Genomic DNA, 24,518 nt, shown 5'->3' with positions numbered 1-24,518 from the left:
CGTTGGTCACACGATGTGGGCAGTAGATCACGATATTGTCCAGGTGCGCTCCTGGGCGACATATTCGATCGAGCCTTCCTGCGCATCGCAGGCAACGGTCATGTAGGCGTGCCCCTTCTTAAACGCCTTCTCGTCCACCCCGATCACCGGCATCGCGCGCGGGCGCTTGCGCGTCCGTCCCCGCGCCACCGCCCGGCTCATGATGCCCCACAGCTCGTCCCAAGAGAGCCGCAGCAGCGCACGAGCCCCTTCAATGGTGGCACACTGCTTGAGCACATCGATCGCCTAGCGCTCCATTAGAAGCATAAAACGCGAGCGCGCACCCGCCCACGGCACGCTCACCTGCACCACGACGTGCTCCGGGCACTCCACCCGCGCAATGCGCGCATGCACTTAAGTGCCAAACTGGCAGGTATCCAGGTGCCGCCACACCCGCTCCTCGGCGTGATCGCGACAGGCAGCTCGCGCTGACCTCGGGGACACGGCCGGCTACCCCAGGCTCATGTTCCAGCCAAATATCCACCCGCCCTTTCGCCACATCGAGGTCAACATGTCCCACAAACCACGGCGCGGGCGAGCCCCAGAATCCGCCCGTAAAGATCAGTATATCGCGCATGACAGCCCTCCCTCTGCAGAAGCTTCATAGCGCAAACCGCGACTCATGGCAAACCCGGATGGACCTGGTTTTCTGACCGGAAGCCGCATCGCGACAAGTTTCTTCCGGTGAACTTTAAGAAGCCTGGCAAAAGCACGCAAGCAGCCTGGCTTTTCCCTTCGCAAAGGAAAGGAGGGGAGTGGGAGTGAGGGACCCTTAGGCCGCCAGCCTAGCCCGGGCTTGACCGAGCTTCGCCACGAACGCGGATTCCTGATGCCAGGTGATGAGGAGCTCGTCCATCGCCCGGGTCATGGCCACGTAGAGGAGCCGCGCTTCCTCCTTGGGGTCCTGCTCCCTGCAGGGCCTGAAGCCGACGCCAGGGATCGCCCCTACCGGAAACTCCAGTCCCTTGCTCGAATGCATGGTCATGACCTTGACGCTGTCCTCGGCCGGATGGAAGTTGCGGTTGCGCCGGTTGCCGTTCAGCCACTCCACCGGAAGCGTCGCCGCGCGCAGTCGCTGGGTGATCTCCTCGCCGATGAAGTGTGAGCGATAGATCACGGCCACGTCTTTCCACGCCCGGCCGCGGCGGTGCGGCGCCTGAAGCCGATGGGCGATGAAGTTGGCTTCGGCCTTGAGGCTAGGCAGCTTGGCGAGCTCCGGAGGCGAGCCGTGGCGTCCGGCGCTGGAAGGTTCCATCAGGGGAATGCCGTCCTCTTCCGCCTCTTCCGGCGCAAGCACGTCCCGGGCGGATTCGTAGGCCACCGCCAGGATCTCCCCGGTGTTGCGGTAGTCGAGCCTGAGAATGGTGGTGCGCCCCCGGGCCCGAATGCCGGCGCCCGCCAGGCTGATTGCGCCGCTTACCCTTGTGGTAGATCGACTGGGCGTCGTCGTAGAGCAGCAGAAACGCGTTGGTTTCCGGGTCCACCATCTGGACCACGAGCTGGAGCCACTCCGGCTGGAAGTCGTGGCCTTCGTCGATCAGCATGGTGCCGTACTGGGCGCGGGGGATCCGGCTCTTTTCCACCGCTTCGATCACCCGCTGAACCAGGGCCTCGTAAAACGCCTCCGGGTTCTTGCCCCGGGACGCCCGTTGAGCCCGCCCGCGCTGCCAGCTAACATCGGCGGCGCGTCCCATCGGCTTCCATCCGGAGGGAGTCAGCGGTTCGCCTGAAACTTAGGAATCGGTCCATGAAATCCTATCGCAAGGAACTCTGGTTCAATACCCCGACGCGCACGGACTTCGTCAACATCACGCCCCAGGTCGCCCAAGCGCTGCGGGAAAGCGGCATCCAGGAGGGGCTGTGCCTGGTCAATTCCATGCACATCACCTCATCGGTGTTCATCAACGACGACGAGACGGGGCTGCACGCCGACTTCACCCGCTGGCTGGAAGGCCTCGCGCCCCACGAGCCAGTGAGCCAGTGGCGCCACAACGATACCGGCGAGGACAACGCCGACTCCCACCTCAAGCGCCAGATCATGGGGCGGGAGGTGGTGGTGGCGGTCACCGGCGGGAAGCTGGACCTGGGCACCTGGGAGCAGATCTTCTACGGCGAGTTCGACGGGCAGCGCAGAAAGCGGGTGCTGGTGAAGATCATCGGAGAGTGATTCACCCGTTCCTCCGGTTGATGCGGATCGGGCTTCGGGCTTGATCCGCAGGGCGATGCTTGGCCTCCTCCTCAGGCCCGCTCCCCTTCCCAATCCCACAACAGGCAGCATGCGTAGAGCGAAGCCTGCCTGCGCCGCATGGGTCGCGGCAGGCAGGCAAAACGCACCGACGCCACGCCCGGAGGCGCCCGAGCGGTGCGCCAAGGCGCACCCTACGAAACTGGCAAACGCTGCGACAAGGCCACCCTGCAGCTGTGATGGCGGTCAATGGTTCGTCAAACCTTGACCGGAAACTCAACCCCGCGCCGCCGATGCATCTCCCTTCCGCGAACATCCCGAGCGCCAATGCCCACCCCTTGCCAGGCTCGCTCTTTTATGACTTAATACGTCTTAATATAAGTTGGGCGAGGCCGATGCGCTTGCGCCCGAATCAGGAGGAGGTCCATGCACGGGCTGGCGCGGCGGTTGGAGCGCATCGGCCAGGCGATGAGCGTGGCGGCGGTGGCGGTGATCGCCGTGCTCGCCTTTCCCATCTTCTACGACGCCCTGGCCCGCAAGGCAGGCGCGCCCACGACCTGGGTGTTCGAGGTGAGCCAGTACGCTCTCATCACCGGCTCGTTCCTCGCCAACGCCTTCGCCCTCAGGCAGGGCAACCATTTCCGCGTCCAGCTCATATTCTCCCTCTTTCCCCGCTGGAAGCGCCTGCTGGACGACCTGGCCCTCGCCGCTACCCTCGCCTTCGGCCTGGTAATCCTGGTGGCGGGCGGCATGCTGACCCACTACTCCTTCGTGAACGGGATCCGCTCCGCCTCCATCTTCAACGTCCCCCTTTACCTGCCCCAGATGATGATCCCCCTGGGCGGGCTGGCGCTGGTGCTCCAGGCGCTCGCCATGCTGGTGCTGCGCCAGGCGCCGGCGGAGGCCATGGAATTCGAGTGAGGAGAGACGGGCGTGGAATCCGCCGGGCTGATCGCCATCACCCTGCTCTTCCTCTTCATGCTGCTGTCGATCCCCGTGTTCATCTCCATGGGGCTCGCGGCGTTCATCGGCTTCGTCATGGTGAAGGGGATAGACCTGGCGATCGCCAGCTTCGGCGACATCGTCTGGCAGAGCGCATCCATCTTCGAGCTGGTGGCGATTCCGCTGTTCATCTTCACCGGCGTGCTGGTGGAGAAGATCGAGGCGGGGCGGGATCTCTTCGACTTCGCCAAGGCCTGGGTGGGCAACGTGCCGAACTCCCTCGGCGCGGCCACCATCCTCGCCTGCGGGGTCTTCGCCGCCATCAGCGGCTCCAGCATCGCCACCGCCGCCACGGTGGGCATCGTCGCCATTCCCCTGCTGCTGCAGGAGCGCTATTCCCAAGCCCAGGCGGGTGGCTTCTGCGCCGGGGGCGGGACCCTCGGCATCATCATTCCGCCCAGCATCCCGTTCATCCTGTACGGGGTCATCACCGAGACCTCGATCGGCAAGCTGTTCATCGCCGGCATCCTGCCGGGCATCCTGATGATGTCCCTCTTCATGCTGTACGTGGTGCTGGCGAGCCGGCCGCGGATCGTGGTCAGGCATACCCCCAGCCCCGGCCAGCGCCGGGAGGCGGCCCGCAGGGGCATCGGCATCCTGCTGCTGCCCATCGTCATCATCGCCGCCATCTACACGGGGCTGTTCACGCCCACCGAGGTGGGGGCACTCTCCGCCGTGTACGTGCTGCTGCTCGGCTTCGTGCAGCGCCGGCTCACCTGGCGCCGGTTCCTGGACGCGAGCTCCACCGCCACCCGGACCACCTGCATGCTGCTCATGCTGGTGGTTTTCGGCCAGTACTTCGCCCATTTCCTCACCTTCGAGCAGGTGCCCCAGACCATCGCCGGGTGGATCACCGCCTACGACGCCGGGCCCTTCGTCACGGTGACGCTCATGATACTGGTGTACCTGGTGCTCGGGATGTTCCTCGAGAGCGCGGCGATGCTCCTGATCTCGATCCCCATCTTCTTCCCGATCGCCATGCACGTGGGCATGGACCCGATCACCTTCGGGGTCTTCGCCTGCATCGCCATGGAGATCGCCCAGATCAGCCCGCCCGTCGGCATCAACCTGTACACCATCCACGGCGTGTCGCGCATACCCCTGTGGAACCTGGCCAAGGGAGCGGCGCCGTTCCTGCTAATCCAGCTCGGGATGCTGTACGTGGTGTATTACTTTCCGGCGCTCTCGTTATGGCTGCCCCAGCACATGATAGGACGCTAGCAAAGCTGCTGCGCGTCCCGATTGCTTTGTCGCGCACTCGGGCCGCTCGCGACGCTTTGCTTGTCGCTGTTAAGGGGCGGTAAGGGAGTAGTCTGCCCATGAAAATCGAACGCGAGAGCAGCATCGCCCTCTACGTCCAGATCGCCGACCGCCTGGCGCGGGACATCGCCGAGGGCCGCTACAAGCCTTTCGAGCGCCTGCCCTCGGAGCCTGCCTTGATGACGCGCTTCGGTGTCTCCCGCGTTACCGTGCGGCAGGCGCTCGCCCTGCTCGCGCGCCAGGGGCTGGTGTCGGCCAAGCAAGGCAAGGGAACGTTTGTCGGGGCCCCGGTGGTGCGCCACGAGCTACAGGACCTGCGGGGCTTTTACGACGCCCTTGTCAACAAGGGCCACACGCCGCAGACGCGGCTCCTCAAGTTCGAGCCGGTGCAGGCGCCCGCGCCGATCGAGCTGGCCCTCGGCGCCGCCGGACGCGAGGCGATGTTCCTCCAGCGGGTGTATTCCCTGCATGGTCATCCGTTCGCGCTGGCGAGGGCGTGGCTTCCGCCGGCGGCGGCGCGGGTGTCCTGGGACGAGGCGAGCCGCAACCCGATCTACTCCATCCTGGAGGAGCTGCTGGGCCTGCGCGTCACCCGGGCCGAGGTGAGCATCCTCGCCCGGACGGCGGAACCCGAGGAGGCGAAGCTGCTGGAGCTGCCGGCGAACAGCCCAGTGCTGGTCATGGAGCGGGTGTCCTACTCCGTCGAAGGGGCGATGCTGGAATGCTCCCGCTTCAGCATCCGGCCCGAGAGCTACCGGTTCAGCCTGAGCGTCCACGGACCCTTCGCCATCACCCGCAAGATCCAGGAAGTGGTCCCACCGCCCCGCGGACCGGCGACAGTCTCTCAACGCAAACGCAAGCGATAGGAGGTGAGCACCATGCAATTGACCGCTGAAGAGCGGGCCATGCTCCGCGGCGACCTGGGCGTCGCGGTCAAGGAAGCGCTCGAATACCAGATTCGGGTGGGTGAGTTCTTCGGAGCAAGACGCTTCGTTCCAGTAACCAACGTGCACATGATGGGCGACATCGAGGTGATGGGCGAAGGGGGCCTGTCTTGGCTCAGGTGCACTGCAGAGAAGAAGGCACGCTGCGCAGTGAACGTCACGACCAACGCCCGCTGCATTGATTTCGACTTCACAGAGAAGCTTCAGCAGGATCCCAAGGCGGTGGCCGAGGAGCGGGAGCTGATCGGGCTGCTGCGCGGCATGAACGTCACCACCACCGACACCTGCATCAACTATCAGACCCTGTATCAGCCCCACCTGGGCGAGCACGTGGCCTGGGGTGACACCGGCACCGTGATCTACGCCAACTCGGTGCTCGGGGCGCGCACCAACTTCGAGAGCGGGCCCGCGGCCTTGGCCGCCGCCCTCACCCGGCGGGTGCCGGAGTATGGATTCCATCTCGACGCCCACCGCAAGGGCACCTTCATTGTGAACCTGGAAGCGGACTTGGACGACCTGGCCGACTGGGGCGCCGTCGGCAAGCTGGTGGGCGAGCCGCACCAGAATTACTTCGAGGTGCCGGTGTTCACGGGGCTCAAGCGCACCCCGGTGGCCGACGAGCTTAAGCACCTGGGCTGTGCCCTGGCGAGCTACGGTTCCATGGGCATGTTCCACATGGTGGGGGTTACGCCGGAGGCGCCGAGCGTGGAAGCGGCCTTGGGCGGCAACAAGCCCCACACGGTGATGACCATCACTAACGCGGATCTGGAGCGTCTGTATCAATCCTACGATCTCAAGGACGGGCGCTGCGACCTGATCGTGTTCTCTGGTCCCCAGCTCTCCCTGTGGGAAGTCAAGGACCTGTCGGAGCGCTTCGACGGCAAGAAGGTGCATCCTGGGACCCAGGTGTTCGTGACCTCGAGCAACGGCGTGCTCTCGGCCGCGCGCAAGCTGGGCTATGTGCAAAAACTGGAGGCGGCTGGCGTTACCCTCATGGAGGGCGTGTGTTTCTACATCCTGCAGAACCTGTCCCAGCTCCGTGAGCGCAACGGCTGGACCAATATGATTTCCAACTCGGCGAAGATCGTGAACATCATCGGCGCCCATCGCTTCAACACCATCCTGCGCCGCACCCAGGATTGCGTCGATATCGCCGTGACCGGGAGGATCCGATGAGCGAAGTGCTGGAAACGATTCGAGTCAACCGCGCCTTCGGCGAGGTGGTGGAAGGGGAGGCGGTGGTGTCGGAGGAGGGGTTCAGCCCTCGCTACGACCTGGACCGCTGGAGCGGGGTGATCACCAAGCCCGGCCACAAGCTGGAGGGGACCCTGATCAAGGACAAGATCTGCTTCTTTCCCACCGCCAAGGGCGGCATCGCCGCCGGCTGGGCCTTCTACGACATCAAGCACAAGGGCATCGCCCCCAAGGCGCTGGTCTTCGGCATCACCAATCCGGTGATGGTGCAGGGCGCCGTGTTCGCCCACATGACCATCACCGAGGGCTGGTCGCGCCCGCCGGGGGAGTGCATCAAGACCGGCGACTGGGTGCGGGTCGATCCGCAGCGCAAAGTCATCGAATTGCTGAAGCGCAAGTGAGCAAACCCTAGAGAGGAGGAGCGAGGATGACACCCAAGCTTAAGAGCTTTATGACTGCCGCAGCGCTGGCGGCGGCTTCCTTGAGCGCTTCCGCCGAAACGCTTTCCCTCGCGACGTGGGGCACCTCCAGCCACCCCCAGGTGAAGCTGTTCACCCAGCCGTTCATGGAGGCGGTGGAAAAGAGGACCAACGGGGCGATCAAGTTCAAATACTTCCCCGACGACCAGATGGTGAAGCAGAACTTCGTGCCCAACGCCGTGCCCACCGGCACGGTGGACATCGCCCTCACCACGCTGGATAGCTGGGCCGGGCGCATTCCCGACGTGTCGGTGACGACCATGCCCTTCTGGCCCCTCTCCATGCAAGGGACGCGGGAGCGGCTCGTTCCAGGAAATCCGATTTTCGACTGGTTCGACCGGGAGTTTCAGAAGAACGGCGCCAAGATCCTGTGCATCTTCGACATCGGGCCGCCGGTGGTTTCCACCAACTTCGAGCTGCGCGGGCCGGAGGACCTGAAAGGCAGGAAGATCCGGGCCACATCCAAGGGTCACGCGGAGCTGCTCCAGTCCCTGGGCGCGTCCCCCGTGGTGCTTTCCGTGGGCGAGGTGTACCAGGCGCTCCAGCGGGGCACGGTGGACGGGGCGGTGGGCGGGCTCCAGGGCATGGTGGGGCTCAAGCACTACGAAGTCGCGAAACACGTCATGGCCAGTAACGGCGTGCTCGGCACCTACATCCACGGCTACGTGATGAATCTCAAGCGGTTCAAGAGCCTCTCCAAGGAGCAGCAGGAGATCATCCTGCAGGCGGCGGCGCAGGCGCGCAACGCCGCCCAGAACTTCATGATCCAGAGCTACCAGCAGTTTCTGGGCGTCGCCCAGGAAAAGGGCATGAAGCTGTTCGCGCTGCAGGAAGGTTCCCCCGAATGGGAACGCTGGCAGGCGGCCGTCGTCAGCTTCAATGCCGCGCAGAAGAAGAACTTTTCTCCGGAACTGCTTCAGGTGCTCGGCCAATAGCGTGCAGGCAGAAAGCGCGGGAGCCGACGGCCTGATCCCGGTCACGCTCCCTGTTCCGGTACCTGTGCGGGCAGAAAGCCTGCGTCCGTCCGCGGCGGCGTAGCGCGAGCGGCGCCAGCGCGACCGCGGCGAGGACCGCGGTCGAAGGCTCGGGAATCACGGCGAGGGCCGCGTGCGCCAAGGCGGCGTGGCCCGCCGTCGTGGGATGGATGCCGTCCCAGAAGAAGGTACCGCTCGGGTCGGCGATGCATGCGAGGCTCGCCGCGCAGGCCGACGTGACATCGGTAATGCCGAAGGCGCCGGGTTCGCTGACGACGGCATTCACCAGACCGAAGAGGTCCAGGAAGCGCACGCCGCCCAGGAGGTCCGCCGGCAGGGTGGTCAGTTCCGCCGCGAGCGCCAGGTTCATCGCCATGGCGAGCCCCGTGGCAAGCGTCGCCACGCCGGGAAACATGGCGTCGAGCGCCCGGATCGCCGGCGACTTGCCGATGTCGGGCACGTTGGCGAGCAGGAACTTCCGCGCACCGGCCGTCTCGAGCTGGGTCAGGATGGATCCGATGTTATCCGCGTAGTCCGAAATGAGCACCGTGGGATCGCCCCCGCCGGCTGCGATCTCGAACGCATCCCGCGCGTCGTTGCCGCCGCCCACGATCACGTACAGGGCGCTGGACGGCGCGATTCCGCCGGTCCCGGCGAGGAAGAAGCCGATCTGATCGAGCAAGCTGAACGGGAAAGAGGAGCCGAGGGGACCGGTGCGCGCGCCGCCGAAGGCAAAGTTGGTTCCGCCTAGAAGCGAGGCTTGGGCGCTCAGGCCCAGGCTCGCCGCGAGCTGCTCCACCCAGACCGGCCCGTTCGAATAGCGGTCCGAGGCGTAGGGAAACGTGGGGATAAAGCTCGGGTCCGGAATGGGCGTGGCTGTGCGGGGCATGTCCGGCGGCGCCGGGCTATCGAACACAACCGCGTTGTTGCCCGCATCCGCCAGGCTGTCGCCAAAGACGAAGAGACTGGTGATCGCCGCGCCGGCCGTTGCCGTATACAGGGCAAAGCATGCGATCGCCACCGATCGCGCGATGCGCCCGAAGCCCGTTGCCATAGTCGCCTCTTTTGACCGTCATCTCGCGTCTTTCGAGAGACGTCGCCGAAATTAAAAAATGCAGCCTTCATGCCAAGCCGAACCTTTACAGACGGATCAGAGATTTAATTCCTGACTTCGTGATGCATGCCGGAATATTACCGCCATTTGTAAATCCGGCCGACATCGCAGCAGGCGTTTTGTCGGCCCATTTTTCCGAAAGCATCCAGGCAGGAGCGGATCTCGCCCCTGTCTTCGGTCCAATCCGTTAGGAAATACCCGGTCCGGCTCGGAACCGCGCCCGCCAAAGTCTCTGGCACGGTTCTGGCTCGTATCTCGTTCGTGAGCCATCTCGCCGGAAGCGGCGCCCGCGCCGTCTGCCTCGAAACGCGGGTTGGCCCGGCAGGAAGGAGGATAGATCATGCATTTCGACCAGAGGCTGTGCCGCAGCGAGCCGATCGTCATCGAGCTGGATGGGCGCAAGGGCGGAAGCGCCTTCGAGCTGGAGCTGGCGGAGGCGCTCAACCGGGTTTCCACCGGCTGGTGGAAAGGGCCCCTCATCGTAGTGCTGCGCCACTTCCAGGACAAAAGGGCCCTGGAACCATCCCTGCAATGGCTGGCCTACCTCAGCGTCCAGGCGACCGACTGCGAGTTGTGCCTGGAGGATTGCCATCCGGACCTGCTACGCCTGTTCGACTCGCCGACGTTCCGTCAGCGCTTCAACATCATCACCCTGAGCGCCGAATCCCTCGAGGCGGTCCGCGGCCTCCGATTGCCCGCGCCGGCACTTTGAGCGTCGGTCGTAATATCAAGGACTTCCGTTCCAGCAGCCGATCCCGAACTGGGCTATAAAGAAAAAGGGGATCGCCGCGGCCAGGCGGCAGAAAGCGAGGGTGTCATGTCGATGCGCATCCAAGTGGGCAACGACATCGAGCCGGTCGTCGTCGAGTTCAAGGACCAGATCGATTCTGACTCCTGGAACGAATGCGTCGAAGCCTATAACCGGATTCCCCGGATCTGGTGGAAGGCGGTGGTCATCGTCCTGCGCAACCTGACCGCCGTGGACGAAAACGAGCTACGACTGCTGCTGTACCTGCGCCGGCGGGCGAGCCAGGGTGATTTGTGGGTGCTCGATTGCGCGCCGGAGGTCACCCGGCTGCTGGAAGTTTCCGGCCTCACCCGCCAGTTCAACCTGGTCCGGGTAGAAAACCGCCCGGACCCGTCGACCCGGAAAGGGCGGGGAGCTTCGCGCCGCCCGGCCCAGGCGGCGAGCCCGGCATCGGCCCCGAGCGCGCCCTTCGAGGGGATCGGCGCCGGCCGAAGCCGTTCCTGAAACGCCAAGGCCCAGTCGGCGGGCTTTACACTCCCGCCGGGCGAACCCTTCAAGCCGTTGATTCCGCAGGGCGGCACGCTGATTGCTCGGCCCAAGAGGCGTGGGTCGATTTTGTCGCAGAGTTCCGCAGGTGACCCCGCAATCCCCTCTCCCGTATCCGGAGATTCGACAAGGCCCCTTCCATGGCAACCCTGCAAGCCCGCTCCTTCGCCCCAGCACCTTCGGCCGCTTCGTACCGGCGCCGCTTTCCGGCGTTCCAGGTGGACGGGCAAGGACTGGAAGAAATCCATCGCTTGGCGGAGGAACACGGCTTCTCGGCCACCTGGCATCAGGGGGACCGGCGTCTGAGCGGGCCGGAAGCGCTGAAGGCGTCTGCGAGCCCCTCCCTTGAGGGCCTGACGCTGGAATTGGCCTTGGCCGGTACGGCCGCTCCTACCGCCCGCCTGCGCTTTCACGGCGGCTACGGAATCGTCGAGGGAACCCGGGACTCCCGGGTGCCATCCTTCGCGGCCCAAGTGGAAGCGCTGGCGGCCCGGCGGCTTCCGACCTATGCCCGCTGCATGCATCCCCTCGCCTGGGGCTACGCCACCCTCGCCTACGTGTTGATGACCGAACGGCCCGATCTCTCCCGGGTCGGCACCGAAGCGGCCTTTCTCGTCTGGTCCGGGACCATCCTGTTCGGCGCGCTGATGCTGCTAGTCTCCACCTGCTACCTGCGCCGCAGCCGCGAGCTCAGGCTGGATCCAGGTCCCAGGCGTCTCACCGCCTGGGACCGCCACGGGGAATGGGTGCTGCTGTTCGCGGCGGGCCTGGTCATGGGCCTGAGCGCCGTCTTCATTGGGCAGCGGCTGGCCTGACGCGGTTTCCTCGCCCTCGGAGGCCGCCGGCGGGAAGCGCCGCGCGCCGGCGCAAACCGTGTATAATGCCGGCCAGGATTCGGCGCCAGTTCATCCGGTCAGCGTCGCAATCTCCTCGCGGTTGTTCTTCGAACTCCCTCGAATTCCATCAACGCAACAGCGCATCTGCCTGAACCGGTTCTGACGGCGTGAAGCCGCAGCAGGCCGATCCCAGGAGATCCTTTTGTCCCGATCGTTCGCACAGCTCGGCCTGCAGGCTGAGCTCCTCCGCGCGGTGGAGGAACAGGGCTACACGGCGCCCACACCGATCCAGATCCAGGCCATTCCGCTCATTCTCGAGGGCAGGGACGTGCTCGCCGCCGCCCAGACCGGCACCGGCAAGACCGCCGGCTTCACCCTTCCCCTGCTCCAGCGCTTGGCCCCCGCCGCCAACGGCTCCACCTCACCGGCCCGCCATCCCGTGCGGGCGCTGATCCTCACGCCCACCCGCGAGCTGGCGGCGCAGGTGGAAGGGAGCGTGCGCACCTACGGAAAATACATCCCGCTGCGCTGCACGCTCATCCATGGCGGCGTCAACCTGAACCCTCAGGTCCAGGCGCTGCGCCAGGGCGCGGACATCCTGGTGGCCACCCCGGGCCGGCTGCTGGATCACGTGCAGCAGAAAACGGTGAACCTGTCCCGGGTAGAAATCCTGGTGCTGGACGAAGCCGACCGCATGCTGGACATGGGTTTCATCCGCGACATCCGCCGCATCCTGGCCCTGTTGCCTTCGAAGCGGCAGAACCTGCTTTTCTCCGCCACTTTCACCGATGAGATCCGCAAGCTGGCCGGCGGACTTCTGCACGCGCCGGCGCTAGTGGAAGTCGCACGGCGCAACGCCGAGGCCGAACAGATCGCTCAGCGGGTGTACCCGGTGTCCGTCGAGCACAAGCGGGCGCTCCTGGCCCACCTGATCGCTTCCGGCAACTGGCGCCAGGCGCTGGTGTTCACCCGGACCAAGCACGGCGCCAACCGGCTGGCCCAGCAGCTCAGCCGGGACGGGATCCAGGCCGAGGCGATCCACGGCGACAAGAGCCAGCCCCAGCGGACGCGGGCGCTGCAGCGGTTCAAAGACGGGCAGATACGCATACTCGTGGCGACTGACATCGCCGCCCGCGGCCTGGACATCGAAGCCCTGCCCCACGTGGTGAACTACGACCTGCCCCAGGTGGCCGAGGATTACGTGCACCGCATCGGCCGCACCGGCCGAGCGGGCGCGAGCGGCGAAGCCGTTTCCCTCATGACTCCGGGCGAGCAACCCCTCCTCGGCGCCATCGAGAAGCTGCTCAACCGCCGCCTGGAGCGCCATCGAGTGCCGAGCTTCGAGGCTCGCCGAGACTCTCGCGCTGGATCCGCCAGCAGCGAATCGGCCGCCGGCGCTCACCCGCACCACGCTGTAGCGGGCTTCCGCGGTGAGCGCCCAGGCAGTGACCCTCGGGGCACCCGCGCAACCGCGAGCCGCGGCCGGGCACGAAGTCACGCCGGCGTTCATGGGGCGGCCCATGGGAGTGGCAAAAGCCCGTTTGTCTCCCATGCCCACCCGCCATCGGGCTCCGGCGCCGCTTCTGCGATGCCGGCCGAAAGGAGACGCCGCGCGGGGCGCAGCACCCGGCCAACCCCCGCGCTGCTCAACGCCTCGTCCCGAAGCGAAGCCTGATCGGTCTCCATCCAACTCAAACCGAGGAGGAATTCCGGATGAATATCTTTGTAGGCAACCTGCCACCCCAAGCCACCGAGGCGGAGCTGACCGAATTGTTCAAGGCCTTCGGTGACGTGAGATCCGCCCAGGTGATGCGGGAGCTGTTCACGGGCGCCTCCCGCGGCTTCGGCTTCATCGAAATGCCCGGCAAGCAACACGCCCTCGCGGCGATCCGGAGCCTCAACGGCAAAGAGCTGCACGGCCGCCCCCTGAGAGTCCATGAGGCGCGTCCTAAGGGACGGACGGGACGGACGCGAGCCCCCCGGTGAGGGCCCGCGCCGAAGGCGGGGATCAACGGCAAGCGAGCGCCCGAAAAGCCGCCGACGCGAAAGCGTTCGACCGGAGCTCCATTCCCCATGCGCTTCGCCATAGAAGGCGGTCGAAGAGGCGGCGGACGCGAGCCCCCCGGTGAGGGCCCACGCCGAAGGCGGGGATCAACGGCAAGCGAGCGCCCGAAAAGCCCGCCGACACCCAAACGCTCGACCGAAGCACCACCACCCACGGGCTCCGCGAGAGAAGGCGGTCGAAGAGGCGGCGGACGCGAGCCCCCCGGTGGGGAGCTGTAGCGGCCGGCGGCCCTTTGCGTCCGGACTCGGGTCGCATCCCCATCGTGCCGATGGGGCCCCTGCTCCACCTCGCCGGCCGCCCGCCGGAGGGCGGAAGTGAGCCCCGGCGTTTCGCTAGGGTTCTGACCCTGGAGGCGGCAGACCGAAACCACGGGGTGTTAAGTCTTCCAAGAAACAAAAACCCCGGCACGATCATGCCGGGGTTTGATGCGTTCGAACGGTTGCGTCGTCAGGCGGGATTGACGTTGGACGCCTGCTTGCCCTTGGGGCCTTGGGTCACGTCAAAGGATACCTTTTGCCCTTCTTTCAGGGTCTTGAAGCCCTTGCCCTGGATCGCGGAGAAGTGGACGAAAAGATCTTCACCGCCCCCGTCGGGGGTGATGAAACCGTAGCCCTTCGCCTCGTTGAACCATTTCACCGTACCGGTGGCCATTACACAATCCTTTCCAAAAAAACAAACCAAACCCGCGGCCGTAACCGCGTTCCCATGTCGGACCTACAAGACTGCGAACCGCCAACCGGTGGTGCAAACCTTGCAGCGAACACGCCGCCTTTTTAGCCGACTCCCGCTGCCGTGTCAAACATTTGCACCGCCGCCGGCGCCTGTCGGAAAAACACCTACCCGGTGCGCCACCGGGCCAGCCGGGCGAGGGCGAGGGCGGCGAAAGGCAACGCCAGGCCGATCAAGGTCTGGGTGACGAGGAGCATTCCCAGCTCGCTGTAGTCAGCGGGGACCAGGACCGCCCCGGTGGCGGGATCGCGCACCTCCCGGGTGACGACGAAAACCTGATTGAGGTACTTGGTACCAAGCTGGGCCGCCGAGAGGGCCAGGTTGGTGAACGAGGCCATGACGGCGAAATAGGTGGCCTTCAGGTTGGCGGGCGCCGAGTTGGCGATCCAGGCGAGCATCGGAATCATGGCGATCTGCCCCAGGGGCGATTCCAGGGCGGTGTTCACCAGGGCGATGAAGCGGGCGTCCACGAGGCCACCGGTCACGGCGGCGGTCCACCGGTGCAGTCCATAGTACATGCCGACGATGGGCAGCGCCAGGAGCGTCCCGGCGATGGTGAGGAAACCCACCACGTAGCCGATGGAGCGCTCCGCCATGAAGCGGCGGAAGATGAACATGCCCGCCAGGGTGAGGGTGCTGCCGATCAGGGAAAGCACGGACAGGAAATGCTCGTCGAAGCCCAGCTCGTCGATCATCCACCAGGTGAGCCCGGCGCCCGGCGTCGGCACCGCGCGGAAGGCGAAGATCACGACCGCCGTGCCGATCAAGGTGGCGCGCGCATAGGGATCGAGCTCCCGGGTGAGCCTGGCGATGAGGAACAGGACGATGGCGAGGGAACCAGCGAAGATCAGCTCCTGGTTGTAGGGCACATCGCTCAGGCCCAGCCCCACGGTGAAGGCGACGAAGGCGCAGCCTCCGCCCAGGATCCACCCGTTGGGGGCCGGGCGCGCGACGGGCCCCAGCACCAGCTCCTCCGCCGCTTCCCTGCCGTAGCCCTGGGCCGTGAGCCGCCGCAGGTCGCGGCGCTTGCGCACTGAATGGATCACCACGCCCGCCACCGAAATGGCGGGAATCGCCAGGGCCATCAGGTAGACGCGGTAATAGATCTGCGCCTTGGCTTCCATGGGCAGGGCCTGGGTGCCGGAGAACACGTACAGGTTGACCATTGCCACCAGCACGGCGCCGCCGATGATGGCCACCCTCCCCAGGGTCTGCATGGTGGTGTGCATGCCCTTGCGAGTAGCCGGGTCGATGGGCCGTCCGTCCGGGTCTACCCGCGGCACCGCCTCTACCGTCATGGCGTCCGCCACCGCGTCCTGGAGCACATAACCCACGGGAGCGAGGAGCGCGGAAAGCACGTACCACGCCTCCGCCGGTATGAGGGCGACCAGGGCCTCCCGATGGCCGATCAGCCCCACCATGATGAGGAGGCTCGCCGCGATGAGGGTCGCTCCCAGGTAAACGAGGGCGCTCTTCCAGCGCCACACCAGGTCCACCAGGTGTCCCAGGGGCATCTTGAGGGCCCAGGGAATGTTGACCCAGAACCCGAGGGCGGCCAGAAACGCGGCGGAAAGCCCCAGGTAATCCTTGACGAAGAAGGCGCCCACGATGTCCGTGAGGCCGGAGATTCCCGCCGCCATGTACACCATCAGGGGCGGCAGGTAGGAGAGCCGCATCTCCCGGCCCAAAGAGAGGAGGTTGCGGTCCACCCAGCGGTAGGCGGCGGTCAGCATCGACGTATGCGGCAGCGGGGCGCGCTCGCCCGTGGGGGCATTCTATGCCCGGACCGGGCTCCCTGGCCGGAAAAACGACGACCGGAAGTGCGGGAGCGCGTAAGTGATCGCTCAGCAACCGGCTCTTGCATTAGGCTGCCATGGGGCGGCTGGCGTTTCCGCGAAGTCCCCACCCTCTGGATCGGCCCATTCCCCGGAAGGTGTCATGATCTCGTTCCAGGACTGCCTCGGTTTTTCGGAGCTCACCGAAGAGGAAATCCTCGCCATCGCGGAGCACGAGCACATCCCGGAAATCGCCGCCCTGGAGCTGGGCAACCACCTGGCCCAGACCCCGGAAGGGGAACACCTCATCAGGGCCATGATCGTCGAGGACATCCAGCAGGCCGAGGCGAGCGGCGACGTCCGGCGCGCCGAGGCCCTGCGGGGTGTGCTGCGGCGTTTCATAGAGCACCACGCGGGGGCCGCCCGCTGAGGAAGAAAAAGGCGGATCGCGGCACCCAGGGTTCCACGAGCGTTTTAGAGCTTCGTATCGGCGGCGACGCTCGCCGTCTCCCCATGGGACAGGACCAAAAAAGCCCGGCGCGGAGCCGGGCTTTTCGCTGGAAGAGGGGATGGCGGGTTCAGCCGATCACCTGCCATTCCCCCTCACCCACCTGGCATGCTTTGCCGCGCACCCTCTCCTTCCTGCCTTCCACCGTGACCACGCTCTCGTACTCCCGGCACTTGCGGCCCTCGTGGGTGAAGCCCTTGAGGGGCGTCACGGCGTAGGTGACGCCCTGGGGGTTGCTCCAGGTGACGGTCTGGCGGTCCGCCGCCAGCTCCAAGGCGTGGCCGAAGCAGGCCCGGTCCTCCCGGTCCATTTCCCGGCCGATGCTCGCCCCGATCACCGCGCCCAGCACGCCCCCGATGATGATGGCGGCCACCTTGCTTTCGCCCTTGCCCACCTGGGAGCCCACCACCGCGCCCACCGTGCCCCCCAGCACGGCGCCGATGGCCTCCCGGTTGCAGCGGCCCGAGAGGATGCCGTAATCCCGGGGCCACTTGTGGCCGGAATAGCCCACGTAGTAAGGATCGTGCTTCTTGCGCCATCCGTGGGCCGGGGCCCAGGGGGGTGGGTCCGCCCAGGCCGGTGAAGGCGCCACCCCCGCCAGCACGGCCGCCAGCAGGACCGCCGCGGCCCCGCGACCCTTCATTGCGCCTCTTTTCTCCACGTACACCCTCCTTTTCGCCAAATCGAGACTTTAAGCTTAACGAACCGCCGCGCCGTCGGCTGACCGCACCGGTCGGGACTTACGAATTTCGGCACTTTGGAACTCGGTTCGCTTTGCGCCCACCAACCGGTTGTGCCGGTTTCGTCCTGCTCATCAGGGAGAAAGCATGATTCGTTCCATAGGCTGCCTCCTCCTCGCTGCCGCCCTCTTCTGCGCCCAAATCGCCGGCGCGGACGACGTTCATCATTCCCAGGCCCATTCGTTCCGGGTGGTCACCCTCGCCCGCGGGCTCGACCATCCCTGGGGGCTCGCCTTTCTCCCCGACGGCCGCTTCCTGGTGACCGAGCGCCCCGGCCGGCTGCGCCTGGTCGCGCCGGACGGCACCCTGGATCCCCTGCCCGTCGACGGGGTGCCCACGGTGGCAGCCTACGGCCAGGGGGGACTGCTGGACGTGGCCCTGCACCCCCGCTTCGCCGACAACGGCCTCGTCTATCTCTCCTACTCCGCCCGGGGCGACGGAGGTATCGGCACGGAAGTGGCGCGGGGGCGGCTCAACGGCCACCGCCTGGAGAACGTGGAGGTGATCTTCCGCCAGACGCCCAAATCGGGGGGCGGGCGCCACTTCGGCTCGCGCCTGGTGTTCGACCGGGAAGGCCACCTCTACATTACCCTAGGGGACCGGGGCGAGATGGAGCGGGCCCAGCGGCTCGACGACCTAGCCGGCAAGATCGTGCGGCTCACCGAGGACGGTCGGGTGCCGAAGGACAATCCCTTCGTGGGCCGGCCGGGGGCCCGGCCCGAGATCTATTCCCTGGGCAACCGCAACGTGCAGGGGGCGGCGCTCCATCCCCGAACCGGCGAGCTGTGGACCCATGAGCACGGACCCCAGGGGGGCGACGAGGTGAACGTCATCCGCGCTGGCGTGAACTACGGCTGGCCGATCATCACCTACGGAGTCGAATACGGCATCGGCACCAGGATCGGCGAAGGCACCCACAAACCCGGCATGGCCCAGCCGATCCACTACTGGGTGCCCTCCATCGCGCCCTCGGGCATGGCGTTTTACACCGGCGACAAGTTCCCCCGCTGGCGAGGAGACTTGTTCGTGGGAGCGCTCAAGCACCAGACCCTGGTGCGGCTCAGGCTGCGGGGAGAGCAGGTGATCGAAGAAGAGCGCATGCTGAAGGGGGACCTGGGGCGAATCCGGGACGTACGCACGGGTCCCGACGGCTACGTCTATGTCCTGACCGACGCCAGGAACGGCGTCCTCGCCCGGCTGGAGCCCGCGGGACAATAGCCTGGATATTTCACGAAGACGCCCCAGACCTGAACGTACGATGCGCAAAATCACCGTATTGCGGCTTGAGCCCTAGGGGCAATTTGTCTCGCCAGGCTACTCGGGTCCTTCATCCTCCCGAGTCCCTCATGAAGCATCCGGGCTAGTCTTGCATCGCAAGCGCCGGAAGTCCACCATGAAGAAATGAAGACTTGTCCGCGCCGGGTCCTCGCCTCCCCCAGAGAATCCCTGATCCAGCGCTTTCCCTGGCCAGGAGGGTTGCTGCGGGACGTGTTGCGGGGCTCGCCCTTGGAGCGCGCAGCCGCCTACCGGCACAACCGGGCCCAGCTCGGGCTTCTGCTCGCCTACACCGTCCGCTGGAGCGCGATGTTGGCCGCCTTGCTGGCCCTGCTGCAGATCGTCTCCCGGGCCGCCTCGGGAGCCGAGCCACCGCTCATCACCGTGCTGGGCAGCGCCCTCGGGCTCGGCGCGGCCCTTTGCGCCGCAGTGGTGGCGGTCATGGGAGCGGCCTGCCTCTACCTGCGCTTCGTCCGCTAGCTTCTTGAACTATCCGGGCAGGGCCCGGGGGCTTGCCGAGCCGCCCCGTTTTGGGGCATCATCGCGTCATGATTCTGATCGGCAGCCGGGCTTTCGGTCTTTCGACCAGCCCTCTCGCTTTTCCTCTTTCCGCAAGCCTCCTGCTTGCGGGGCTGCTGCTGCGCCTGCTCGGGCGCTGACGACTTCCATCTCCCCATTCGCGTTGTAACGGCCCGCCCCACCGGGGCGGGGAAGCTTTTTCGACGACGGAAACCCAGGAGCGTTACCATGGTGCAGGAACCTGCGAAAAAATACCGACCTTTCAAGCCGGTCGATCTTCCCGACCGGGCCTGGCCCGGCCGGGTCATCAGCGCGCCGCCCATCTGGCTGTCCACCGATCTGCGCGACGGCAACCAGGCGCTGATCGAGCCCATGAGCGTGGAGCGCAAGCTGCGCCTGTTCGAGCTGCTGGTGCGGCTGGGTTTCAAGGAAATCGAGGTCGCCTTCCCCTCCGCCTCCCAGACCGACTTCGACTTCGTGCGGCGGCTGATCGAGGAGGACCGGGTGCCGGAAGACGTGTGGATTCAGGTGCTCACCCAGGCGCGGGAGGACCTGATCCGGCGCACCTTCGAGGCGCTGCAAGGGGCGAAGCGCGCCATCGTCCACCTGTACAATGCCACTTCCCCGGTGTTCCGCCGGGTGGTGTTCCAGCAGGACAAGGGGGGGGTGGTGGACATGGCGGTGCGCGGCATGTCGCTGATCAAACGCCTCGCTGCGCAGCGGCCCGAAACCGAATGGCGCTTCGAGTACAGTCCCGAGACCTTCACCGCCACCGAGCTCGACTTCGCCCTGGAGGTGTGCAACGCCGTCACCGCCGTGGTGGAGCCCACGCCCGAGCGCAAGCTGATCCTGAACCTGCCGGCCACAGTGGAGGTGGCCACTCCCAACGTCTACGCCGACCAGATCGAGTGGATGCACCGCAGCCTTGCGCGCCGGGAATCCATCGTGCTGTCGCTGCATCCCCACAACGATCGGGGCACCGCCGTGGCCGCCGCGGAGCTAGGGCTGATGGCCGGGGCTGACCGGGTGGAGGGGTGCCTCTTCGGCCACGGGGAACGCACCGGCAACGTGTGCCTGGTCACTTTGGCGCTGAACCTGTATTCCCAGGGCATCCATCCCGGGCTCCAGATCGACGACATCGACGAGGTGCGCCGCTGCGTCGAGTACTGCACCCAGCTCCCGGTGCACCCGCGCCACCCCTACGCGGGCGATCTGGTGTACACGGCATTCTCGGGCTCCCACCAGGACGCCATCAAGAAGGGATTCGCGGTGCAGCGGCCCGACGCCCCGTGGGAAGTGCCGTATCTGCCCATCGATCCGGCCGACGTGGGCCGCAGCTACGAGGCGGTGATCCGGGTCAACAGCCAGTCGGGCAAGGGCGGCGTCTCCTACCTCCTGGAGCGGGATTACGGGCTGCAGCTTCCCCGCCGGCTGCAGATCGAGTTCTCCCGGGTGGTGCAAAGGCTCACCGACACCTCGGGCAAGGAAGTCACTGCCCGGGAGATCCACGAGCTGTTCAGCCGCGAGTACTTGGAGGCGTCGGATCCGTACCGCTACCTCGCCCACCACGTGAACGAAAAGGAAGGGGGCGAAGTGGAGATTACGGTGGAGCTGGAGCAGCGGGGTCGCCGCCGCACCCTGCGGGGGCGGGGCAACGGGCCCATCGACGCCTTCGTGCATGCCCTTGAGGAGGAGGTGCGGGTGCTGGACTACCACGAGCACGCCATCGGCGCCGGGGCCAGCGCCGCCGCGGCCGCCTACGTGGAGCTCAAGCTGGGGGACGGCCCGGCCCTCCACGGAGCGGGCGTGGATGCCAACATCGTGAGCGCGTCGCTAAAGGCCATCGTCTCGGGGGTTAACCGGGCGCTCGCCCAGGCGGCGGAGACGGCGCCCCGCACCGCGGCGACCCGCGCCGTCGCGGCATAGGGTTGATCGGGCTCGCGCGAAAGACGGAAGCGCCTTGGCCGGCGGGGCCGACCCGCTTAGGAATGCAGTCGGCTGTGCTTGGGCACGTTCGCCATCAAATATTCCATCTGGTCGGCGAGGATGCGCCGGTTCTGCAGGATCAGGTGCTCGAAACGGCTGGGCACATAGGGCGCGTAGAGCAGGCCCATGCGCGCCGCCTCGGGGGTGCGGTTGTTCTTCTTGCCGTTGCAGACCTTGCAGGCGGTCACCACGTTCATCCACCGGTCCCTTCCGCCCCGGGATAGGGGAATGATGTGGTCCCGGGAAAGCTGGCGTTCCCGGAACTGGTGGCCGCAGTAGGCGCAGAGGTAGCGGTCGCGGGCGAACAGGGCGGCGTTGGTCAACGCCGGCTCCCGTTCCCGGCTGGGCATGAAGTCGGTGCCCTTGATGGCAATGATGGAGCGGGTGGACAGCTCCGAGCGCACCCCTGTCAGCCGGGAAACGCCGCCGTGGTAGGTGCACACCAAGTTTCCCACCGACCAGGCCACCATCCCCTTGGCGTGGTAGGTGATGGCGTCCTCTACCTCCAGCCACCGGTCGGGCATCCCGGCCAGATTTACCGCCAGAATCCAGGTCACGACAGGCCTCTGCTACGACGCATGGTTGCAAAAATCGCGCCACGTAAGAAATTACCACAAAATCCGAAAAAATCCTCGCGCCGGCCGTCGGGCGCCGGCCGCCGGGCGCCGGCCGCCGGTCGGCGCCGGGGGCAAGCGGGGGGCGGCGCCCGGGCTATAATTCCCATCGATCTTCCCGGCAGCTTCCTTCTCCGAGCCGACCTTGACCGCCGCCCTGAATCGGGCCCTTTTTGCCGTCGTTGTCCCGGCCACCGCGATCCTCGGGGCGTTTTTGCTGGTGCGCTACGGCGGGCAGCTGCCCCCTGCCGTGGCGGCGCTGCGCAACTACGGGGCCTACGCCATGCTCGCGGTCACCGCCTTGACCAGCCTGGGCTTCAACCGCAGCCGGCCTTTTTTCGTCGCCCTCACCCTCGCGGCCGCCTACCTGGGCTACAAACTGATCATCGTCCCGGACCTGGGGAGCGTGGCGGCGCGCACGGTTTACCTGGGCATCTGCCTCCTCGTGCCCGTCAACCTGGCCTTGCTGGCGTGGCTTCCCGAGCGGGGCATCTTCAACGTCTGGGGCCTGCGCCGCCTGGTGCTGATCCTGGGCGAGGTAGCCCTGGTGGCGGCCTTGGCTCGCGCCCAGGATCTTTACCTTTTGAACCTCCTCGAACAGCGGCTGTTTGCCCTGGCCCTGCCCGGCTCGCCCCCCATTCCCCAACTCGGCGTTCTGACCGCCGCCGGGTCCTTCCTGGCGATCGCCGTCCGGCTCGTGGGCCGTGGCTCCCCCAACGAGGCTGGACTCGCCGGGGCGCTGGCGGCCTTCACGTGCTTCGCCTACACCCTGGCCCACCCGACGGCGGCCAGCGCGTTCGCCGCCGCCGCGGCGCTCATCCTGTTCGCCAGCCTGCTCCAGGACTCCTACCGGATGGCTTTCCGGGACGAACTCACGGGGCTGCCTAACCGCCGGGCGTTGAACGAACGCCTGATGAGCCTGAGCGGCCACTACGCCGTGGCCATGGTGGACGTGGATCACTTCAAGCGTTTCAACGACGCCCATGGCCACGACGTGGGCGACCAGGTGCTGAGGATGGTGGCTGCCCGCCTGGCGGAAGTGGGCGGGGGTGGGCGCCCCTACCGTTTCGGCGGAGAGGAGTTTGCAGTGCTCTTTCCGGGCGTGACCCTCCGGGAGGCGCTGCCCCACCTAGAAGCGCTCCGGGCCCGGATCGCTGGGTACAAACTGGCGGTGCGCGGCAAGGACCGCCCCGCGAGCGAGCGTTCGGGACGGCGAGAGCGGGGCCGACGTGCGCCGGACACCCACGTCTCGGTCACGGTCAGCGTCGGGGTGGCCGAGCCGAACGAGCGCTACACCAGCCCCGAGGAGGTGCTGCGGGCGGCGGACAAGGCGCTCTACCGGGCCAAGCGCCGGGGGCGCAACCAAGTCAGCCGCTGAGACTCACGCCGGCACCCGGGCTTTGTGGCGCGTTGCTTCCAACTGATGCCGGACCAGATCTCCGAGCCGCATCACCGCTTGCTCCAGCGGCCGGGTCAGGGGATGGCCGCAGTTCAAGCGGATGCAGTGGCGGTAGCGGTCGGATGCCGTGAACATGGGCCCCGGCGCAATACCGATCCCATGTTCCAGCGCCTCCCGGTGAAGGGTCATGGCGTCCACCCCCTCGGGCAGCTCGATCCACAGCACGAAGCCGCCGGCGGGCCGGGTGATGCGCGTCTCCTTGGGAAAAGAGGCGGCCACCGCGTCCGACAGGGCGCCCACCTGGGCCGCCAGGCGGGTGCGCAGGATCCGCAGGTGGCGGTCGTAGCCCCCGCTTTCCAGGAACTCGGCCAGCGCCTCCTGCAGCAATTCGGGCTGGGCCATGCTGGCGACGAATTTGTGGGTATAAACCCGGTCGCGATAGCGGCCCGGCTCGACCCAGCCGATGCGGAATCCCGGCGCCAGCGTCTTGGAAAAAGAGCCGCACAGCAGGATCCACCCGTCCGGGTCGTAGCACTTGGCCACTTTAGGAGGGTGCGTGCCGTTGTAGATCTCGCCGTGGACGTTATCCTCGATCACCGGCACCCGGTGGGCGGCGGCAAGCCCGGCCAGCCGCTTTTTGTTTTCGTCGGACAGGGTGGCGCCCAGGGGATTGCTGGCATTGGACATGACCACCGCCGCCTTCACTTGGCCCGAGCGCATGGCCAGCTCCAGGGCGTCCAGGGACAGGCCGCGCCGCGGACAGGTGGGAATCTCCAGGGCCTTCAGCTTCAGGCTTTCCACGATCTGCAGCAGCCCGAAATAGGTGGGGGACTCCAGCGCCACCGTGTCCCCCGGCTCGGTGACGGCGCGCAGGCACAGGTTGACCGCCTCGGTGCAACCGCTGGTGACGATGAGATTGCCCGGCTCTAGCCTACAGCCCCAGTCCAGGGCGCGGCGGGCCAGCGCCTGGCGCAGCCGGTCGTTGCCCGGCGGAAGGGAATAGGCGGAGATCAGCCGGGGCTTGCGCCGGGCGAGGGAGGAGGCGATGCGCTGCAACCGGGCCGCGGGGTAGAGTTCCGGCGCGGCGCACGCCGTGCCGAGGGGCGCGATCTCAGGCCGCTTGCCGGCCTCTAGGAGCGCTTCCACCAGGTTGGACACGCCCACCTTGGATGGGCGGGCGGGCGGCTCCGAGCGCTGCGGCTCGGCCAGTCGCAATCCGGGATGGCGCACGTAGTAGCCCGACTGGGGGCGGGCCTCGATGATCTTGCGGTCTTCCAGCAGGCGGTAGGCTTGGAGCACGGTGGAGATGCTCACCTCCCGCTGGGCCGAGAGGCGGCGCACGGACGGCACCCGCTGCCCCGGGCGCAGGGTGCCCGCTTTGATCAGCGCCGCGATTTCGTTGGCGACGGTTTCGTAGAGCGGCGGCTGCATCGGTTGAGCCCCGTCAATCCCATTCGTCATGAGCCCGTTCGATCATGGACCCGGCCGGGACCGCGTCAAAGACACAGTTGCCCGGACCGCCTTCCAGCACAGTTTCCCGGCTCCCGAACTGTTTCGCAAGCAAAACGGAATTTCTGATTCTGTTAT

Annotated in this window: 26 protein-coding genes; 17 read left to right on the top strand and 9 right to left on the bottom strand. The window is 66.6% G+C overall.

Annotated features, from left to right (window positions below; translation table 11 throughout):
- Positions 1–27: 27 nt before the first annotated feature.
- From ACUVYZ_RS07890 to ACUVYZ_RS07880, 3 genes are all read right to left on the bottom strand, one after another.
- Positions 28–276 carry a hypothetical protein gene (locus tag ACUVYZ_RS07890; protein WP_439933901.1) on the bottom strand — a complete coding sequence of 83 codons (249 nt, stop codon included), beginning with the start codon at positions 274–276 and terminating at the stop codon, positions 28–30.
- Positions 277–811: 535 nt separating this feature from the next.
- Positions 812–1,018 carry a 3'-5' exonuclease gene (locus ACUVYZ_RS07885; protein ID WP_439933960.1) on the bottom strand — a complete coding sequence of 69 codons (207 nt, stop codon included), beginning with the start codon at positions 1,016–1,018 and terminating at the stop codon, positions 812–814.
- A 217-nt stretch (positions 1,019–1,235) separates the two neighbouring features.
- The gene (locus tag ACUVYZ_RS07880; RefSeq protein ID WP_439933900.1) at positions 1,236–1,733 is read right to left on the bottom strand and encodes a hypothetical protein; all 498 of its coding nucleotides are present in this window, start codon (positions 1,731–1,733) and stop codon (positions 1,236–1,238) included.
- A 53-nt stretch (positions 1,734–1,786) separates the two neighbouring features.
- Between ACUVYZ_RS07880 and ACUVYZ_RS07875 the strand changes: the two genes are divergently transcribed.
- The 7 genes from ACUVYZ_RS07875 (at position 1,787) to ACUVYZ_RS07845 (ending at position 8,038) form a co-directional block, all read left to right on the top strand.
- Positions 1,787–2,206: a secondary thiamine-phosphate synthase enzyme YjbQ gene (locus tag ACUVYZ_RS07875; protein WP_439933899.1), complete on the top strand. Its 420-nt coding sequence runs from the start codon at positions 1,787–1,789 to the stop codon at positions 2,204–2,206.
- 444 nt (positions 2,207–2,650) lie between these two features.
- Positions 2,651–3,145, top strand: coding sequence for a TRAP transporter small permease subunit (locus ACUVYZ_RS07870; protein ID WP_439933898.1), 495 nt, complete (start codon positions 2,651–2,653; stop codon positions 3,143–3,145).
- Between the two features lie 12 nt (positions 3,146–3,157).
- The gene (locus ACUVYZ_RS07865) at positions 3,158–4,447 is read left to right on the top strand and encodes a TRAP transporter large permease (protein WP_439933897.1); all 1,290 of its coding nucleotides are present in this window, start codon (positions 3,158–3,160) and stop codon (positions 4,445–4,447) included.
- Between the two features lie 98 nt (positions 4,448–4,545).
- Complete coding sequence (locus tag ACUVYZ_RS07860) at positions 4,546–5,352, top strand: GntR family transcriptional regulator (protein ID WP_439933896.1); 807 nt, start codon at positions 4,546–4,548, stop codon at positions 5,350–5,352.
- A gap of 12 nt (positions 5,353–5,364) precedes the next feature.
- Positions 5,365–6,606, top strand: coding sequence for an aconitase X (locus ACUVYZ_RS07855; protein WP_439933895.1), 1,242 nt, complete (start codon positions 5,365–5,367; stop codon positions 6,604–6,606).
- A complete protein-coding gene (locus tag ACUVYZ_RS07850; RefSeq protein ID WP_439933894.1) occupies positions 6,603–7,025 on the top strand; it encodes an aconitase X swivel domain-containing protein in 423 nt (140 codons plus the stop codon). Before ACUVYZ_RS07855 ends, ACUVYZ_RS07850 begins: the two co-directional genes overlap by 4 nt.
- A gap of 26 nt (positions 7,026–7,051) precedes the next feature.
- Entirely contained in the window at positions 7,052–8,038 is a 987-nt protein-coding gene (locus tag ACUVYZ_RS07845) for a TRAP transporter substrate-binding protein (RefSeq protein ID WP_439933893.1), read from the top strand.
- Here the strand turns inward: ACUVYZ_RS07845 and ACUVYZ_RS07840 are convergent.
- Entirely contained in the window at positions 7,980–9,131 is a 1,152-nt protein-coding gene (locus ACUVYZ_RS07840) for an SGNH/GDSL hydrolase family protein (RefSeq protein ID WP_439933892.1), read from the bottom strand. The genes ACUVYZ_RS07845 and ACUVYZ_RS07840 overlap by 59 nt on opposite strands.
- 400 nt (positions 9,132–9,531) lie before the next feature.
- Between ACUVYZ_RS07840 and ACUVYZ_RS07835 the strand changes: the two genes are divergently transcribed.
- The 5 genes from ACUVYZ_RS07835 (at position 9,532) to ACUVYZ_RS07815 (ending at position 13,307) form a co-directional block, all read left to right on the top strand.
- Positions 9,532–9,903: a hypothetical protein gene (locus ACUVYZ_RS07835; protein WP_439933891.1), complete on the top strand. Its 372-nt coding sequence runs from the start codon at positions 9,532–9,534 to the stop codon at positions 9,901–9,903.
- Between the two features lie 105 nt (positions 9,904–10,008).
- Entirely contained in the window at positions 10,009–10,443 is a 435-nt protein-coding gene (locus ACUVYZ_RS07830; RefSeq protein WP_439933890.1) for an STAS domain-containing protein, read from the top strand.
- A gap of 182 nt (positions 10,444–10,625) precedes the next feature.
- Positions 10,626–11,300 (top strand): hypothetical protein, encoded by a 675-nt coding sequence (locus tag ACUVYZ_RS07825; RefSeq protein ID WP_439933889.1) that lies wholly within the window; start codon positions 10,626–10,628, stop codon positions 11,298–11,300.
- A gap of 223 nt (positions 11,301–11,523) precedes the next feature.
- Positions 11,524–12,996 carry a DEAD/DEAH box helicase gene (locus ACUVYZ_RS07820; RefSeq protein ID WP_439933888.1) on the top strand — a complete coding sequence of 491 codons (1,473 nt, stop codon included), beginning with the start codon at positions 11,524–11,526 and terminating at the stop codon, positions 12,994–12,996.
- 38 nt (positions 12,997–13,034) lie between these two features.
- Entirely contained in the window at positions 13,035–13,307 is a 273-nt protein-coding gene (locus ACUVYZ_RS07815; protein WP_439933887.1) for an RNA recognition motif domain-containing protein, read from the top strand.
- A 526-nt stretch (positions 13,308–13,833) separates the two neighbouring features.
- Here ACUVYZ_RS07815 and ACUVYZ_RS07810 read toward each other — a convergent pair.
- Positions 13,834–14,037 (bottom strand): cold-shock protein, encoded by a 204-nt coding sequence (locus tag ACUVYZ_RS07810; RefSeq protein WP_333843018.1) that lies wholly within the window; start codon positions 14,035–14,037, stop codon positions 13,834–13,836.
- Positions 14,038–14,222: 185 nt separating this feature from the next.
- Positions 14,223–15,848 (bottom strand): hypothetical protein, encoded by a 1,626-nt coding sequence (locus ACUVYZ_RS07805; protein ID WP_439933886.1) that lies wholly within the window; start codon positions 15,846–15,848, stop codon positions 14,223–14,225.
- A gap of 205 nt (positions 15,849–16,053) precedes the next feature.
- Here ACUVYZ_RS07805 and ACUVYZ_RS07800 point away from each other — a divergent pair, with 205 nt between their 5' ends.
- Positions 16,054–16,320 carry a hypothetical protein gene (locus ACUVYZ_RS07800; protein ID WP_439933885.1) on the top strand — a complete coding sequence of 89 codons (267 nt, stop codon included), beginning with the start codon at positions 16,054–16,056 and terminating at the stop codon, positions 16,318–16,320.
- Between the two features lie 148 nt (positions 16,321–16,468).
- On the opposite strand, the gene ACUVYZ_RS07795 is transcribed toward ACUVYZ_RS07800, so the two are convergent.
- Positions 16,469–17,041: an RT0821/Lpp0805 family surface protein gene (locus ACUVYZ_RS07795; protein WP_439933884.1), complete on the bottom strand. Its 573-nt coding sequence runs from the start codon at positions 17,039–17,041 to the stop codon at positions 16,469–16,471.
- Between the two features lie 184 nt (positions 17,042–17,225).
- Here ACUVYZ_RS07795 and ACUVYZ_RS07790 point away from each other — a divergent pair, with 184 nt between their 5' ends.
- From ACUVYZ_RS07790 to leuA, 3 genes are all read left to right on the top strand, one after another.
- Positions 17,226–18,356, top strand: a complete 1,131-nt coding sequence (locus ACUVYZ_RS07790) for a PQQ-dependent sugar dehydrogenase (protein ID WP_439933883.1) — start codon at positions 17,226–17,228, stop codon at positions 18,354–18,356.
- Between the two features lie 183 nt (positions 18,357–18,539).
- Positions 18,540–18,893 (top strand): hypothetical protein, encoded by a 354-nt coding sequence (locus ACUVYZ_RS07785; RefSeq protein ID WP_439933882.1) that lies wholly within the window; start codon positions 18,540–18,542, stop codon positions 18,891–18,893.
- Positions 18,894–19,160: 267 nt separating this feature from the next.
- Positions 19,161–20,858, top strand: coding sequence for a 2-isopropylmalate synthase (gene leuA, locus ACUVYZ_RS07780; RefSeq protein ID WP_439933881.1), 1,698 nt, complete (start codon positions 19,161–19,163; stop codon positions 20,856–20,858).
- Between the two features lie 56 nt (positions 20,859–20,914).
- Here the strand turns inward: leuA and ACUVYZ_RS07775 are convergent, their stop codons facing one another.
- The gene (locus ACUVYZ_RS07775) at positions 20,915–21,442 is read right to left on the bottom strand and encodes an HNH endonuclease (RefSeq protein ID WP_439933959.1); all 528 of its coding nucleotides are present in this window, start codon (positions 21,440–21,442) and stop codon (positions 20,915–20,917) included.
- Between the two features lie 235 nt (positions 21,443–21,677).
- Here ACUVYZ_RS07775 and ACUVYZ_RS07770 point away from each other — a divergent pair, with 235 nt between their 5' ends.
- Complete coding sequence (locus ACUVYZ_RS07770; RefSeq protein ID WP_439933880.1) at positions 21,678–22,910, top strand: GGDEF domain-containing protein; 1,233 nt, start codon at positions 21,678–21,680, stop codon at positions 22,908–22,910.
- A 3-nt stretch (positions 22,911–22,913) separates the two neighbouring features.
- On the opposite strand, the gene ACUVYZ_RS07765 is transcribed toward ACUVYZ_RS07770, so the two are convergent.
- Positions 22,914–24,362 carry an aminotransferase-like domain-containing protein gene (locus ACUVYZ_RS07765; protein ID WP_439933879.1) on the bottom strand — a complete coding sequence of 483 codons (1,449 nt, stop codon included), beginning with the start codon at positions 24,360–24,362 and terminating at the stop codon, positions 22,914–22,916.
- Between the last annotated feature and the right edge of the window lie 156 nt (positions 24,363–24,518).

The organism is Pelomicrobium sp. P1 (assembly GCF_052805615.1).
This window is presented reverse-complemented; position numbering and strand designations above follow the sequence as displayed.